14 protein-coding genes and 1 pseudogene are annotated in these 14,340 nt (G+C 41.7%); 10 read left to right on the forward strand and 5 right to left on the reverse strand.

Translation table 11 applies throughout. From position 1 onward, the window contains the following. Positions 1 to 7 precede the first annotated feature (7 nt). Genes clpS through FD716_RS08135 form a run of 3 tightly spaced genes read left to right on the forward strand, consistent with a single transcriptional unit; the run spans position 8 to position 3,118 of the window. Complete coding sequence (clpS, locus tag FD716_RS08125; protein ID WP_139851831.1) at positions 8 to 421, forward strand: ATP-dependent Clp protease adapter ClpS; 414 nt, start codon at positions 8 to 10, stop codon at positions 419 to 421. A gap of 10 nt (positions 422 to 431) precedes the next feature. Then, on the forward strand, positions 432 to 2,708 hold the full coding sequence (clpA, locus tag FD716_RS08130) for an ATP-dependent Clp protease ATP-binding subunit ClpA (RefSeq protein ID WP_139851832.1): 2,277 nt from the start codon (positions 432 to 434) through the stop codon (positions 2,706 to 2,708). Between the two features lie 56 nt (positions 2,709 to 2,764). Continuing rightward, on the forward strand, positions 2,765 to 3,118 hold the full coding sequence (locus tag FD716_RS08135; protein WP_139851833.1) for a YnfA family protein: 354 nt from the start codon (positions 2,765 to 2,767) through the stop codon (positions 3,116 to 3,118). 91 nt (positions 3,119 to 3,209) lie between these two features. Here the strand turns inward: FD716_RS08135 and argF are convergent, their stop codons facing one another. From argF to glnL, 5 genes are all read right to left on the reverse strand, one after another. After that, positions 3,210 to 4,121, reverse strand: coding sequence for an ornithine carbamoyltransferase (gene argF, locus FD716_RS08140; protein WP_139851834.1), 912 nt, complete (start codon positions 4,119 to 4,121; stop codon positions 3,210 to 3,212). 158 nt (positions 4,122 to 4,279) lie between these two features. Further along, a complete protein-coding gene (locus FD716_RS08145) occupies positions 4,280 to 4,933 on the reverse strand; it encodes a TetR/AcrR family transcriptional regulator (RefSeq protein ID WP_139851835.1) in 654 nt (217 codons plus the stop codon). Positions 4,934 to 5,080: 147 nt separating this feature from the next. Next, on the reverse strand, positions 5,081 to 5,722 hold the full coding sequence (locus tag FD716_RS08150) for an aminotransferase (protein ID WP_139851836.1): 642 nt from the start codon (positions 5,720 to 5,722) through the stop codon (positions 5,081 to 5,083). A gap of 117 nt (positions 5,723 to 5,839) precedes the next feature. Further along, positions 5,840 to 7,321 (reverse strand): nitrogen regulation protein NR(I), encoded by a 1,482-nt coding sequence (gene glnG / locus FD716_RS08155; protein ID WP_139851837.1) that lies wholly within the window; start codon positions 7,319 to 7,321, stop codon positions 5,840 to 5,842. Beyond that, complete coding sequence (gene glnL / locus FD716_RS08160; protein WP_139851838.1) at positions 7,308 to 8,417, reverse strand: nitrogen regulation protein NR(II); 1,110 nt, start codon at positions 8,415 to 8,417, stop codon at positions 7,308 to 7,310. Before glnL ends, glnG begins: the two co-directional genes overlap by 14 nt. Before the next feature lie 49 nt (positions 8,418 to 8,466). Between glnL and FD716_RS08165 the strand changes: the two genes are divergently transcribed. The 7 genes and pseudogenes from FD716_RS08165 to ispC all read left to right on the forward strand — a co-directional run bounded on the left by FD716_RS08165 (position 8,467) and on the right by ispC (position 14,340). After that, positions 8,467 to 8,703: a hypothetical protein gene (locus tag FD716_RS08165; RefSeq protein ID WP_139851839.1), complete on the forward strand. Its 237-nt coding sequence runs from the start codon at positions 8,467 to 8,469 to the stop codon at positions 8,701 to 8,703. A gap of 95 nt (positions 8,704 to 8,798) precedes the next feature. Further along, positions 8,799 to 10,142: a 30S ribosomal protein S12 methylthiotransferase RimO gene (rimO, locus tag FD716_RS08170; protein WP_139851840.1), complete on the forward strand. Its 1,344-nt coding sequence runs from the start codon at positions 8,799 to 8,801 to the stop codon at positions 10,140 to 10,142. A 56-nt stretch (positions 10,143 to 10,198) separates the two neighbouring features. Next, positions 10,199 to 10,927: a UMP kinase gene (gene pyrH / locus FD716_RS08175; RefSeq protein ID WP_139851841.1), complete on the forward strand. Its 729-nt coding sequence runs from the start codon at positions 10,199 to 10,201 to the stop codon at positions 10,925 to 10,927. A 77-nt stretch (positions 10,928 to 11,004) separates the two neighbouring features. Further along, positions 11,005 to 11,559, forward strand: coding sequence for a ribosome recycling factor (gene frr / locus FD716_RS08180; RefSeq protein ID WP_139851842.1), 555 nt, complete (start codon positions 11,005 to 11,007; stop codon positions 11,557 to 11,559). A gap of 6 nt (positions 11,560 to 11,565) precedes the next feature. After that, positions 11,566 to 12,316 (forward strand): annotated as a pseudogene (gene uppS, locus FD716_RS08185) (polyprenyl diphosphate synthase). 2 nt (positions 12,317 to 12,318) lie between these two features. Beyond that, positions 12,319 to 13,143 (forward strand): phosphatidate cytidylyltransferase, encoded by an 825-nt coding sequence (locus tag FD716_RS08190; RefSeq protein WP_139851843.1) that lies wholly within the window; start codon positions 12,319 to 12,321, stop codon positions 13,141 to 13,143. Next, positions 13,144 to 14,340 (forward strand): 1-deoxy-D-xylulose-5-phosphate reductoisomerase, encoded by a 1,197-nt coding sequence (ispC, locus tag FD716_RS08195; protein WP_139851844.1) that lies wholly within the window; start codon positions 13,144 to 13,146, stop codon positions 14,338 to 14,340.

Genomic DNA, 14,340 nt, shown 5'->3' on the forward strand with positions numbered 1-14,340 from the left:
AAAAAATATGCGAACGAACAAACGTCACATCAGTTTAGATGAAATTAAAGCTTCATTTAATCAATCTGGATATGTGGACTGGCATTTGAATCCGCGTCTTGGCGATGCTCAAGACCAGGAACCTGACGGTGATGTCATTGTTGAAACTGCACCACCAGAACTGAAACGTCCACCGATGTATGCCGTCGTTTTAATGAATGATGACTACACACCGATGGACTTTGTAATTGAAGTTTTACAACAATACTTTGCTTTAAATCTTGACCAAGCCACTGAAGTAATGCTAACAGTACATTACGAAGGTAAAGGGATTGCTGGGGTCTACCCGCGTGATATCGCGGAAACGAAAGCAAACCAAGTCAATAATTACGCTCGCGCTCAAGGTTATCCATTACTTTGTCAAATTGAGCCTAAAGTATAAGGGGGTTTCCATGCTCAGTCGTCAATTAGAAGTCTCACTACGTCTGGCTGTGAGCATGGCTCGGCAAAAGAGGCATGAATTTCTTACGGTTGAACATCTATTATTGGCTTTGCTTGATAACGACTCTGCCGTCAATGCGTTAAAAGCGTGTGGTGCAGAAATCGTGAGTTTACGCAAAGAATTAGAAGAATACGTAGAGCAACATACACCAAAGTTGGCTGACACAAGTGATCAAGCACCACACCCAACGGAAAGCTTTGATCGTATTTTGCAACGTGCCATTTTTCATGTGCAATCGAGTGGTGGAGATCGTACCGTTGAGGGTGCTGATGTGCTCGTGGCGATGTACTCAGAACGCGATTCTTTTGCGGTTTATTTACTGAAACGTCATCAGATTAATCGTCTCACACTTACACAATATTTATCGCACGGTGGCCGTAAAGACGAGATTCAAGTCGAAGAAGAATCAGAAGAGCTTGAGAGTGATATTGGGGCATCTCCAAATGCTGGTCCTTTGGAACTTTATACTTTAAATCTAAATGTAGAGGCACAAAAAGGGAAAACAGATCCTTTAATTGGCCGTGAAAAAGAAATTGAACGTGCTGCGCAAATTCTTTGTCGTCGCCGGAAAAACAATCCATTATTAGTGGGTGATCCGGGTGTTGGTAAAACGTCGATTGCCGAAGGCCTTGCTTGGCTGATCGTCAATAATAAAGCGCCAAAACCATTGGCCAGTGCTGAGATTTATAGCTTAGATATTGGTGCCTTGGTTGCTGGCACAAAATATCGTGGTGATTTTGAGAAACGTTTAAAACAACTTTTAAATGCATTGAAGAAAAAACCAGAAGCGGTGTTGTTCATCGATGAAATTCACATGATTATTGGTGCAGGCTCTAGCATGGGAAGCACCATGGATGCTTCGAATTTAATCAAACCTGCTTTAGCCAATGGCAGTTTGCGTTGCATCGGCTCGACGACATTCCAAGAGTATCGTCAAGTTTTTGAAAAGGATCATGCACTTTCACGTCGCTTCCAAAAAATTGATGTGAATGAGCCTTCAATCACAGAAACTATTGAAATCTTGCGTGGCCTAAAATCTAAGTTTGAAGATTTCCATCATGTTCAGTATGAAGATAGTGCCTTGATTTCGGCAGTGGAGCTTTCAGCTAAGTTTATTAATGACCGATTCTTACCCGATAAAGCAATCGATGTAATTGATGAGGCTGGTGCTCAACGTCGCTTGAAAGCGGATACTGATGACAAAGTGATTACGGTTGAAAATATTGAAGATATCGTTTCAAAAATTGCCCGTATTCCACCAAAAACGGTGTCTAAAGATGATAAGTCTGTGCTTGAGAACTTAGAGCGTGATCTTAAGCGTGTGGTCTTTGGGCAGGATGAAGCCATCAGTGCGCTGGGTTCAGCGATTAAACTTTCTCGTGCAGGTTTGAAAGCACCAGATAAACCCGTTGGTAACTTTGTTTTTGCTGGTCCAACCGGGGTCGGTAAAACTGAGGTGACGAAGCAGTTGGCGAAACTGCTTGGGGTAGAATTGGTTCGTTTTGACATGTCTGAGTATATGGAGCGTCATGCAGTTTCACGTTTGATTGGCGCACCTCCTGGTTATGTTGGTTATGATCAAGGTGGCTTGCTCACGGATGCGGTACATAAAAATCCACACTGTGTGTTGCTGCTTGATGAAATTGAAAAAGCACATCCAGATGTATTCAATTTATTGCTACAGATCATGGATCATGGTGCATTAACTGACAACAATGGTCGTAAATCTGATTTTCGTAATGTCATTATTGTATTGACCACCAATATCGGTGCTGAGAGTATTTCACGCATCAACATTGGATTTAATGAACAAGACAATAGTAACGACAATCAGGAGGCCATGAAACGTGCCTTCTCACCAGAATTCCGCAACCGCTTAGATGCAGTGATTCAGTTTAAAGCATTGCCAGTTACCGTAATTGAGTCGGTGATTGATAAATTCTTAACTGAACTTCAGGCGCAACTCGATGATAAGAAAGTTATTCTTGAAGTCGATCAAAGTGCCAGAGATTGGATGGCGGAACAAGGCTATGATCGCTTAATGGGTGCACGTCCGATGCAACGTTTGATTCAGGAGCATCTGAAAAAACCATTGGCCGAGATGATCCTGTTTGGAGAGCTTGCTGATCACGGTGGTAATGTTGCCGTTACTGTGAAAAAAGAAAATGGCAAAGCAGTTGGATTGAAGCTTGAAGTCTTTGAAGATCAAGCTGCCGAACCTGCTTAATTCAATTTTTAATTTAAAATAACCCGTGCTTACACGGGTTATTTTTTGGGGAAATTATGGATATTCAAGTCACCAAAGTGCTGACCACCTTTTGTTTATTTTTATTGACTGCGCTGGCTGAGATTCTAGGTTGTTATTTCCCTTATTTGATTTTAAATCAAGGGCGCTCGCATTGGCTGTGGGTGCCAACAGCCTTGAGTCTGGCTGTATTTGTATGGTTGTTGACTTTGCATCCTGCCGCTTCTGGGCGTATTTATGCGGCTTATGGTGGGGTCTATGTACTTTCAGCCTTACTGTGGTTGCGTTTTGTCGATCAAGTGAGTTTGAGTCGTTGGGATTTGGTTGGTGGTATGGTTGTATTAATAGGTGCAACCATTATTATTTTACAGCCACAGGGTTTGCTACGTTAGTTTTCACTTGGGGCTGATTGGCTGATTGTAGGCAATAAAAAAGGCGTTGTACTTTTACAGTACAGCGCCTTTTAAATCGGTTTAGAGCTGTTTAGGCGGGCTTTAAATTTTCATTGATTAAGAACTCAACCAATGCTTTTTGAGCATGTAAACGATTTTCTGCTTCATCCCACGCCACTGCATTTTTATGATCTAACATGGTTTCTGAAATTTCTTCACCACGATGCGCAGGTAGGCAATGCATAAATAAACAGTCTGGATTTGCAATATCCATCAATTTTTCATTCACTTGATAAGCCGCAAAAGCTTTTTCACGAATCTTTTGTTCCTCTTCTTGTCCCATGCTCGCCCAAACATCAGTCACAATGAGGTCGGCATTTTGTGCGGCAGCCTCAGCAGAATCAACCAATTCAACACAGTCATTTAGAAATTCGGCTTTAGGGGTATATCCAACAGGTGCCGCAACTTTAAGTTTAAAGCCCCACATTTTTGCCGCTTCAATATATGAGTTACACATATTGTTGCCATCACCAATCCAAGCTACCGTTTTGCCTTTAATTGAACCACGGTGTTCAACAAAAGTTTGCACATCCGCGAGAAGTTGGCAGGGATGATGATCATCAGTGAGTGCATTAATCACAGGAACTGTAGAGTATTTGGCAAAGCGTTCAACAATGTCATGGCCAAAGGTACGGATCATGACAATATCAAGCATGCTTGAGATAACACGTGCAGAATCTTCAATCGGTTCACCGCGGCCCAACTGAGTATCGCGTGATGAAAGAAAAATAGCGCTACCACCAAATTGGCTCATGCCTGCTTCGAAGGAGACGCGAGTACGCGTACTGGATTTTTCGAAGATCATTCCCATGACTTTACCAACAAAGGGTTGATAGACTTCATTCTGGTGTTGCATGCGCTTAAGTTGTATTGCACGATCAATAATTTGATTTAGTTCCGCAGTGCTTAAATCGCTTAAAGTAAGAAAGTGTCGTAAAGTCATGATTACTCCACAATAATTATTTGGCAAATAGGAAAATGACCAGCAAATCATTGTTGGTTAATGATAATTAAGAAAGAAGGGGAATCGTCTAATATACTATAAACTGTTGGAAATGCAAAAATTAAAAGTCACTTAAGCAATTAAAATCAATGAGCAAGTTAAGCTATTTGATGACCATCTAAAAAACGATCAATGCTGTATTCGAAGTAGGCTTCAACTTCAGAACTTTCAATTTCGATATTAATTCCCATCAGTGTTTTCCACTCTAAGTGTCGAATAATACCCAGGTAGAGTTGTGCAGAAAACATCGGTTTAGGGCAATAAAGAACATTTTGATTATGTGCATTTTCGAGGGCTTTGGCGATGACCGTTTGTATCACTTTGGGGCCTTGTTCGTGGATATATAAAGCAAATTCTGGTGCAGTCTTCGTATGTTCGACGATCATTCGAAAAAAAGCAGCATTTTCATTGGCGACCAGATTGCGATAAAAATTATTAAGGTTGCGAATCAGATAGGCACGTAGATCATCTTTGCTTTGTTCGAAGGCGGGACAAATATCTTTGAAGAAAACAGCACGTCTATAATCACATATGGCTCTAAACAGACCTTCTTTATTGCCAAAGTATTTATAAATTGAGGTTTTGGAGCCGCCAGCATGATGAACGATATCGTCTAAAGAGACCGCATCATAGCCACGTTCTAAAAAAAGCTCATTTGCACTAAGAAGTAAAGCGAGGCGACGTTGATGACCACGACGAGTTGGTGGGTAGTCGCAACTCGTGATTTCCATTTGTGCGAAATGTTTATTCATAAGTCATTACAAAACAAGGAACCAAAATTTTGTACACACTATAACAAATCCGTCAATAAAACTCTGCTCGAAAGTGAAGCATTTACATTGTGTTTCTGATATTTAAATTATATGCAGCAGATATTACGGTTTATTTTGATGCAACTTTTAACGCATTTGTTTTATGGGGGTTAATAACACGGGATCTTCTAGGTTATAACCAGTTTCTATGGGCACACCAAAATACTCAATGGTAACAATCATTTTGTTCTGCGTAGGGATTCTATATTGCTGTGCAATATTTAGCTCAGGAAGATAGGCCGTTGCTTGTTGTGGGATGCTGCTGAGTCCATTGCTTTCAACTTGATAGGTAAAATTATATTCAGTCAGGGTTTCATTTTCCTCGTGCCAAGAAGGGACTTCTTGAGTGCGTTGCCTGAGGATGTGGAGTTGAGGTTGCCCATTCTCAACTTTAATCAGTGGGGTTAAGCGATTTATGATCTTATCCATTTCTTGATCAAAGCGTTTGGAGTCTTGGTCGTAGTCGATTTTATGGGTTTTTGGATTGATATATAAGGATTTAACTTCAATTAGTGGGGGTGCTTTGCTGGTATTGTCGAATTTATAATAATATAGCTGTGGCAGTCGACCACGCCCATCTTCAAAGTGTCTTAATAAGAAAAGTTTCTTCTCTTTTTTATCAAAGCCAAGTAATTCAATATTTTGTCCGCCACCTGTGGTTGCAAAGCTGCTGCTGGTAATTAAGCATTGACTAAAAATGATGGCTTGAAATGCACGTTTTAGATACATGATTTTGAATGACTTATAAATGTTGTGATTTGATTTTATAGATATAGATTAAAAAAACAACCGCATCACATAAATGGAGATGCGGTTGTTTGTGGAGCTGATCGATGCGTATGCTACCTATTCGACCAAGGATGGTTTAACTTCTTCCTCATCTTCATCATCGGTGGTATCCATGCCAAGGTCTTTGAGTTTACGGGTTAATGTATTGCGTCCCCAACCTAGAAGCTCGGCAGCATGGCGTTTGCGCCCACGAGTTTGTTGTAGCGCGGCAATAATGAGTGTGCGTTCGAATAATGGGGTGGCGATATCTAAAATTTTCATTTCGCCACTTTTTAGTTTTTGCACAGCCCATTGTGAGAGCAGTTCATCCCACTGCTGTTGTGGGGCAACCTGTTCAGTCGCTGCAGCATGCTCCGCAGTTTTTTGAATCGGAATTTGCTTGAGCTCTGCAGGTAAGTCTTCTGGATAGACCTCTCGACTGGTGATCATCACCGTCAGCCAGCGGCAGGTGTTTTCAAGTTGACGTACATTGCCTTGCCAAGGCAATTGTTGCATATATTGTTGGGTTTCTGTGCGTAGGATTTTAGGGCTCACTCCGAGTTCTTTACCTGCACGTGCCAAAAAGTGTTGTGCCAACATTGGAATGTCTTCAGCACGATGCGCAAGTTTTGGAATATGAATACGGATTACATTCAAACGATGGTATAAGTCTTCGCGGAAACGACCATCTTGAACCAGTTTCTCTAGGTCTTGATGGGTTGCAGCCACAATTCGTACATCAACACGTACAGGGATATGCCCACCAACGCGATAAAATTCCCCATCAGCCAAGACACGTAATAAGCGTGTTTGGGTTTCAAAAGGCATATCACCGATTTCATCTAAAAATAATGTGCCACCGTTGGCTTGTTCAAAACGACCATGACGTTGCGCGTTGGCACCCGTGAATGCCCCTTTTTCATGGCCAAATAATTCAGTTTCAATCAGATCTTTGGGAATGGCGGCCATATTTAATGCAATAAATGGCTTGCTGCTACGTGGCGAGTGACGATGTAGGGCTTGAGCGACAAGCTCTTTACCCGTACCTGACTCACCATTAATGAGTACCGTAATATGCGATTGCGATAGGCGACCAATCGCACGGAATACTTCCTGCATTGCAGGGGATTCACCAATAATTTCAGTTGATTGGATTGGTGTAACTTTGGCTGACTCTTGTTGTTGAAGTTTGTTAATGTGCATGATAGCGCGATTAACCAAGGCCAGAGCTTCATCAATATCAAAGGGTTTCGGCAAATATTCAAAGGCACCGGTCTGATAACTTGAAACTGCAGACTCAAGATCTGAATGTGCGGTCATGATAATTACAGGCAAATCAGGGTAGCTATTTTTCACTTTGCCTAAAAAGGTCAGTCCATCGATGCCTGGCATCCGAATGTCGGTGAGAATCACATCAGGTGTATTGGGGCTGAGTTGGTCGAGCGCGGATTGGGCATCCTCAAAACTAGTGACGTCAAACCCTTCTTCTTTAAATGTTTTTTCTAAAACCCAGCGCATTGCGCGATCATCATCAATGACCCAAATTTTATTTTGCGACATGATTCGACTCCCAAGGTAAATAAAGGCTAAAAATTGTTTTTCCTGAAATGGATTGGCAGGCAATCATTCCGCTATGTTGGTGCATAATATTTTGTGCGATGCTCAGGCCGAGTCCTGTTCCTTTGGCGCGTCCTGAAACCAGTGGATAAAACACGGCTTCTAAAAGTTCTTCTGGTATGCCAGGTCCATTATCCTCAATATCAATTCGAATGGTTGATTTATGTAATACACCATTGATGGTGACTAAGCGTTGAATCCGAGTTCTTAAAATGAGTGCGGGTTGTTGTGTTTGGAAGAATTCTTTATTTTCTGTCATCGCCTGAATGGCATTGACACTAATGTTAAGCATGACTTGAATCAATTGATCTCGGTCTGCGGAAATTTCGGGGAGTGATAGGTCATAATCGCGGCTAATGCTGACTTTCTTTTTGGTTTGATTAACAATTAAGGCGCGTACGCGCTCTAGCGGTTCATGAATATTCACCAAGGCATAGCTGGGAAGTTGTCTAGAGCCAAGCATGGTGTCTGCTAAAGTTCTTAGCCGATCAACCTCGCTAATAATAACATCTGTAAATTCAGTATATTTCGGGTCATTTAAACTGCGGGCAAGTAATTGCGTCGCTCCCCGTATACCGCCTAACGGGTTTTTAATTTCATGCGCAACACCACGAATCAATTGCCGCGTTACCTGATGTTGTTGAATGAGATTGTCTTCTTTGGCTATTTTTAGCATTCGATCAATCGGGTTGAGTTCGATTAATAGGAGTGGATGATGCGATTTACCTGCATTGAGTTGTGATACTGAGTAGTCGACATGGATGTCTTTGAAATTGACAATGATTGTGGCTTCTCGGCGGGTATAAGCCTGACCTTTATCTAGGCTGTTTAATAATGCTTCATGTGTATTAAAGCTGTCATTGGGTGCATGTAAGGTGTTGAGGACAGATTGACCTGATGCACGTAACAAACTCATGTCAAATAGTGCTTCGCAAGCGGAGTTGAGATAGAAAATGTTCAGATCACGATCGACCAAAACAATTGCGGTGGTCAGGTTATCTACCAAAAGGCGGTAGTCGATTGTTGGGTAGTGATCCATTAATCAAATAATCCTGTATTAAAATAGCGCAATGCTGTGAGGTGAGTGGTTGGGCTTTCCCTATAATGGGACATCTTCTTTCTTAAAAGTAGCCAAAATATTGCAATATATGCGCCAACTGGGCTGGGCGGACAAAATCGACTGGAAAAAAGCAAACAAAGACAGTTTGATTGCTTGTCTAGCGAATGTTTTATGCATATCTTGCGAATTTGTTGCCGATAAAAACAATATCACAGTCATAAGTGATTTAAAGTGGTGCGTTTTTAAAAATAATAAAAAAATATGATAAATTTTGGTGCAGAATGCAAAGAGTGCCGATACTGGCTGTTTTTATATTAAGAAAAGTCATACAATACGCGCATTCTAGTGGAGCGTAGATTCATGAAATCACCCAAAGTCGGTTTTGTTTCTTTAGGTTGTCCTAAGGCATTGGTCGATTCTGAACGAATTTTAACTCAGTTAAAAACTGAGGGCTATGAGGTCGCATCAGATTACGATGGTGCGGACTTAGTTGTTGTAAATACATGCGGTTTTATCGAATCTGCAGTTCAAGAATCCCTAGATGCAATTGGCGAAGCCATGAGCGAAAATGGGCGTGTCATTGTGACGGGTTGTCTAGGTAAAGATGAAGATAAAATCCGTCAAATGCATCCCAATGTTTTAAAGGTCACAGGGGCTGCGGCCTATCAAGATGTGATGGAAGCGGTACATGAATATGTACCTGCACCAGCGAAACATAATCCATTTGTTGATTTGGTCCCACCACAAGGGGTTCGTCTGACACCGAAGCATTATGCCTATTTGAAAATATCGGAAGGCTGTAATCACCGTTGTACCTTCTGTATTATTCCAAGCATGCGTGGCGATTTGGTTTCGCGTCCAGTAGGTTCGGTACTGAGCGAAGCGAAAGCGTTAAAAAATGCTGGCGTAAAAGAGATTCTAGTGATTTCTCAAGATACCTCTGCATACGGTCTAGACACCAAATATAAGCTGGATTTCTGGGAAGGACAGCCAGTTAAAACCAAATTCTTCGATATGTGTGAAGCTTTGGGGCAACTCGGGATTTGGGTGCGTTTGCATTATATCTATCCTTATCCACATGTCGATGCAGTGATCGATCTCATGGCAAAGGGCAAGATATTGCCGTACTTGGATATTCCATTTCAGCATGCCAGTCCAAGAATCCTAAAGTTAATGAAACGTCCTGCGCACAGTGAAAACACCCTTGAGCGTATTCACCAATGGCGTGAGAAATGTCCAGATTTAGTGATTCGTTCAACATTTGTGGTTGGTTTTCCTGGTGAAACGGAAGAAGATTTCCAAATGTTGCTCGATTGGTTGGTTGAAGCGAAACTTGATCGTGTTGGTTGCTTCACTTATTCACCGGTAGAAGGTGCAACAGCGAACGATTTGCCAGATCATGTTCCAGAAGAAATCAAGCAAGCACGCTATGAGCGTTTCATGCAGGTACAACAACAAATTTCATCGGCTAAATTGCAGCAACGCATCGGACAAATCATGACGGTATTGGTTGATGGTTTTGAAGATGAGTTTCCAGTAGCCGTGGCGCGCTCATATGCAGATGCGCCAGAAATTGATGGTCATGTTTTTGTTGAAGATATCGATAAAAATCAAATTAAGGCAGGGGATCTACTCGAAGTCGAAATCACCGATGCCGATGAATATGATCTCTTTGCGAAGTTAATTAAAGTTAAGTCAGCATAATTGCTGGCTTTGGCACAGATTAAATTTTAAATAAAATAGTAGCGGAGCTTTTAGAAATGTCAGATTCCAAAAATCCACGTTATTCACGGATTTTGCTTAAACTTTCAGGTGAGGCACTCGCTGGAAATAAAGATATGGGGATTGATGCACAAGTGCTCGATCAAATGTCTTTGTCGATTGCTCATTTGGTTGGTTTGGGTGTACAAGTGGGTATCGTTGTTGGTGGCGGTAATTTATATCGCGGCAGCCAATTGCAAAAAGAAGGCTTGGTTGGTCGTGTGACCGGTGATCAAATGGGCATGTTGGCAACTGTAATGAACGGTTTGGCCTTACGTGATGCTTTGGTTCGCCGTAACATTAAAACTCGCTTAATGTCAGCTTTGCCTATTGGTACCGTGGTTGAATCTTACTCAAGCCGCGATGCAATTCGTCACCTGTCTCAAGGTGAAGTCTGTGTATTTGTTGCTGGAACGGGTAATCCATTCTTTACCACAGATACGGCTTCCTGTTTACGTGGTATTGAAATTGAAGCAAAATTGATTTTAAAAGCGACCAAAGTTGATGGCGTTTATAATAAAGATCCAAGCAAATTTGATGATGCAGTTAAATATGACAATTTAACTTTCGACCAAGTGCTTGATGAAAAACTTGGTGTGATGGATTTAACCGCGATTTGTTTGTGTCGTGACCACAATGTGCCATTACAAGTTTTTGATATGAATAAGTCTGGTGCGTTACTTTCAGTCATTATGGGTGAAAAAGAAGGCACACACGTTACAAACTAATGTACCTCAGTTGTAAAGCTCACTATACTATTGCAATTTAAAATCATTCACTTTTAAAAATATGTAAGGAAGATCAAATGATTAACGATCTTAAGAAAGACAGCGAAGACCGCATGAGTAAAACCCTTGACTCTCTGGATCAAGGCTTTGCAAAAGTGCGCACAGGTCGTGCACACCCTTCAATCTTAAATGGCGTTATGGTTTCTTACTATGGTTCTGCTGTGCCATTGAATCAAGTGGCCAACGTCGGTGTTGAAGATTCTCGTACTTTATTGGTACAGCCTTTTGAGCGCACTATGGTGAGTGCAATTGATAAGGCGATTCGTGAAAGTGATTTGGGCTTAAACCCAATTAGCGCAGACGCAATTCGTGTACCTTTACCAGCATTAACTGAAGAAACTCGTCGTGACATGCAAAAAGTGGCACGTACTGAAGCTGAAAATGCCAAAGTTGCCATCCGTAACATTCGTCGTGATGTATTGGGTGATATTAAATCATTATTGAAAGATAAAGAAATTTCTGAAGATGATGATCGCCGTGCAGCGGATGATATTCAAAAAATTACAGACAAATTTGTGGCTGAAGTAGATAGACGTTTAGCAGCGAAAGAAGCTGAATTATTGAAGGTCTAAAATTGAATGACTGCATCTAACGAAGCAAGTCTGCCACAACATATTGCCATCATCATGGATGGCAATAATCGTTTTGCCAAAAAAAAAACAACTGGACAAAGGGGCTGGGCACCGCGAAGGCAAGAATGTTCTTGATCCAATCGTGGAACATTGCCGCCAACTCAATGTCCAGGCGCTGACTGTTTTTGCATTTTCGAGTGAAAATTGGAATCGTCCACAATATGAAGTTGATTTGCTTATGCAACTTCTTGGCGAAACCATTCGTGAACAAATTCCGAGAATGGAAAAGTATCAAATCGCTTTGAGATTTATTGGCGAGCGTGATCGCTTATCTACAGAATTACAAGCTTTAATGGATGAAGCAGAGCATAGAACGGCAGCGTTTTGTGAAATGACTTTGACCATTGCAGTGAGTTATGGTGGAATGTGGGACATTGCCAATACCGCACAAAAAATTGCACAAATGGTCAAAGATCAAAAACTTGAAGTAAGTCAGATTAATGCTGGCCTATTTGCAGAGCACATTAGTCTTAATGAACTAGCCCCCGTCGATTTACTTATTCGGACTGGTGGCGATTACCGGTTGTCCAATTTCTTACTTTGGCAAACGGCTTATGCAGAGTTGTATTTCACGCAAACGCTATGGCCTGAGTTTACGGTTGAAGAGTTTGATCGAGCAATACAAGTTTTTTCTGCTAGAGAAAGACGTTTTGGTCAAACTTCAGAACAAATTCAACAAGCAAATATAGAGAAATAATAATGTTAGAGCGGATAATCACCGCATTGGTGCTTGTTGCTGTTGTATTGAGCTGTATGTTCGCTACAACCAGTCAATACCCGATGTTAGTTTTAATGATCGTTGCTGCTGGCGCTGCAGGCTATGAGTGGTTCAAACTTATGCCCAGCGAAAGTTCGGTCGCAAATAAACTTAAAGCTGCTGGTTTTGGGGTGTTGACTGCGGCTCTATCAGCATTGGCATTATATTTCGGTGATCTCGCAATATTATTATGGATTGCATCAATACTCTTATGGATCATGAGTGTGTATTGGGTGAAGTCATATCCAGAATATGATGGTTGGTATAATCCAAGTCTAAAAATTGTTGGTTTGGTGCTGATTAGTGCCGCTGTGACTGCAATATTTCAGGTTTGGGGGAACTCTCCTTGGTGGCTCATGTATTTGTTCCTCTTGGTTTGGGGGGCAGACAGTGGTGCGTACTTTGTTGGGCGTAAACTCGGTAAGCGTAAACTAGCGCCACATGTCAGTCCTAATAAATCGATTGAGGGGCTTATTGGGGGGTTGATCACAGTCATCATTGTTATCGTTGTGGTGCAATACTACTTCTTGAATTTGAGTTTGGCGCATCATCTTCTGTTCCTGCTATTTTCAATTGTGACTGTATTTAGTTCAGTGCTAGGTGATCTATTTGAGTCGATGATTAAACGTCGCGCTGGTATTAAAGATTCTGGCAGAATTTTGCCAGGTCACGGCGGAGTACTTGATCGAATTGACTCTTTGCTTGCTGCAGCACCGATTTTTGCGGTTGCTATGTATGTATTAAAACTTATTGGTGTAGATGTCTAGATGTCGCAATCTATTTGTATATTAGGCGTTACGGGTTCAATTGGGCAAAGTACGCTGAAAGTTTTGGCACAACACCCTGATAAATACTCAGTATTTGCGGTCAGTGCGCACAGTCGCATAGATGAACTTATCCAAATATGTCATCAATATCATCCCAAGGTCGTTGTTGTTCCTGCCGCTGGTGTCGAAAGATTAAAGCAGGGCTTGGCAGCACTAGGATTGCAGGATATTGAAATCTTAACCGATGAAGCGGGTTTGGTTGCGATTGCTGGTCATGCTGATGTTGATGTCGTCATGGCTGCCATCGTGGGTGCTGCTGGTTTATTGCCAACCTTGGCGGCAGTTAAAGCAGGTAAGCGCGTTTTACTTGCCAATAAAGAAGCGCTGGTCATGTCTGGCGAATTGATGCTTGCTGCGGCAAAGCGACATCAAGCCTTATTATTGCCAGTAGATTCGGAACATAACGCCATTTTTCAATGCCTCCCATATAATTACATGGATGCAGAGAAAAATGGTCAGCCTCAGCAAGGGGTGTCGCAGATTTTATTGACTGCATCTGGCGGTCCATTTTTAAATCACAGTTTAGAACAATTACAAAATGTTACACCAGCGCAAGCATGCAAGCATCCCAATTGGTCAATGGGGCAGAAAATTTCTGTTGATTCAGCAACTTTAATGAATAAAGGCTTGGAATTAATAGAAGCATGTCATCTATTTTCAATTAAAGAACATTTTGTTACAGTGGTGGTTCATCCGCAAAGTATTATTCACTCTATGGTTCAATATGTGGATGGTTCAACATTGGCTCAAATGGGCAATCCAGATATGTGTACGCCGATTGCACATGCACTTGCTTGGCCTGATCGTATAGCAACAGATGTTCCTCGTTTAGATGTGTTTAGCCAATCAACTTTGGATTTTCAAGCACCTGACTTGGTACGTTTCCCTGCACTCACGCTTGCTCGTCAAGCGATGCAAGCCGGTGGGGTAACGCCAGCGATTTTAAATGCAGCGAATGAGGTTGCTGTTGATGCCTTCTTAAAGCATCGCATTGGCTTTTTACAGATTGCACAAACAGTTGAACATACGCTTAATCAGGTTCAGAATGATGCCGCAGAATCCATTGAGATGATTTTGCATACGGATCAACTTGCTCGGCAAGTTGCAGGTCAACATATTAAGCAATTGGAACGCTGA

This window comes from Acinetobacter pullicarnis (assembly GCF_006352475.1).
Classification (GTDB): Bacteria; Pseudomonadota; Gammaproteobacteria; order Pseudomonadales; family Moraxellaceae; genus Acinetobacter; species Acinetobacter pullicarnis.

Coding starts and splice junctions, on each gene's coding strand:
- FD716_RS08150 (WP_139851836.1), bottom strand. CDS start 5,722: ATGTATCTAAAACGTGCATTTCAAGCCATCATTTTTAGTCAATGCTTA.
- frr (WP_139851842.1), top strand. CDS start 11,005: ATGATTAACGATCTTAAGAAAGACAGCGAAGACCGCATGAGTAAAACC.
- glnG (WP_139851837.1), bottom strand. CDS start 7,321: ATGTCGCAAAATAAAATTTGGGTCATTGATGATGATCGCGCAATGCGC.
- pyrH (WP_139851841.1), top strand. CDS start 10,199: ATGTCAGATTCCAAAAATCCACGTTATTCACGGATTTTGCTTAAACTT.
- clpA (WP_139851832.1), top strand. CDS start 432: ATGCTCAGTCGTCAATTAGAAGTCTCACTACGTCTGGCTGTGAGCATG.
- glnL (WP_139851838.1), bottom strand. CDS start 8,417: ATGGATCACTACCCAACAATCGACTACCGCCTTTTGGTAGATAACCTG.
- FD716_RS08145 (WP_139851835.1), bottom strand. CDS start 4,933: ATGAATAAACATTTCGCACAAATGGAAATCACGAGTTGCGACTACCCA.
- FD716_RS08190 (WP_139851843.1), top strand. CDS start 12,319: ATGTTAGAGCGGATAATCACCGCATTGGTGCTTGTTGCTGTTGTATTG.
- FD716_RS08135 (WP_139851833.1), top strand. CDS start 2,765: ATGGATATTCAAGTCACCAAAGTGCTGACCACCTTTTGTTTATTTTTA.
- ispC (WP_139851844.1), top strand. CDS start 13,144: ATGTCGCAATCTATTTGTATATTAGGCGTTACGGGTTCAATTGGGCAA.
- clpS (WP_139851831.1), top strand. CDS start 8: ATGCGAACGAACAAACGTCACATCAGTTTAGATGAAATTAAAGCTTCA.
- rimO (WP_139851840.1), top strand. CDS start 8,799: ATGAAATCACCCAAAGTCGGTTTTGTTTCTTTAGGTTGTCCTAAGGCA.
- argF (WP_139851834.1), bottom strand. CDS start 4,121: ATGACTTTACGACACTTTCTTACTTTAAGCGATTTAAGCACTGCGGAA.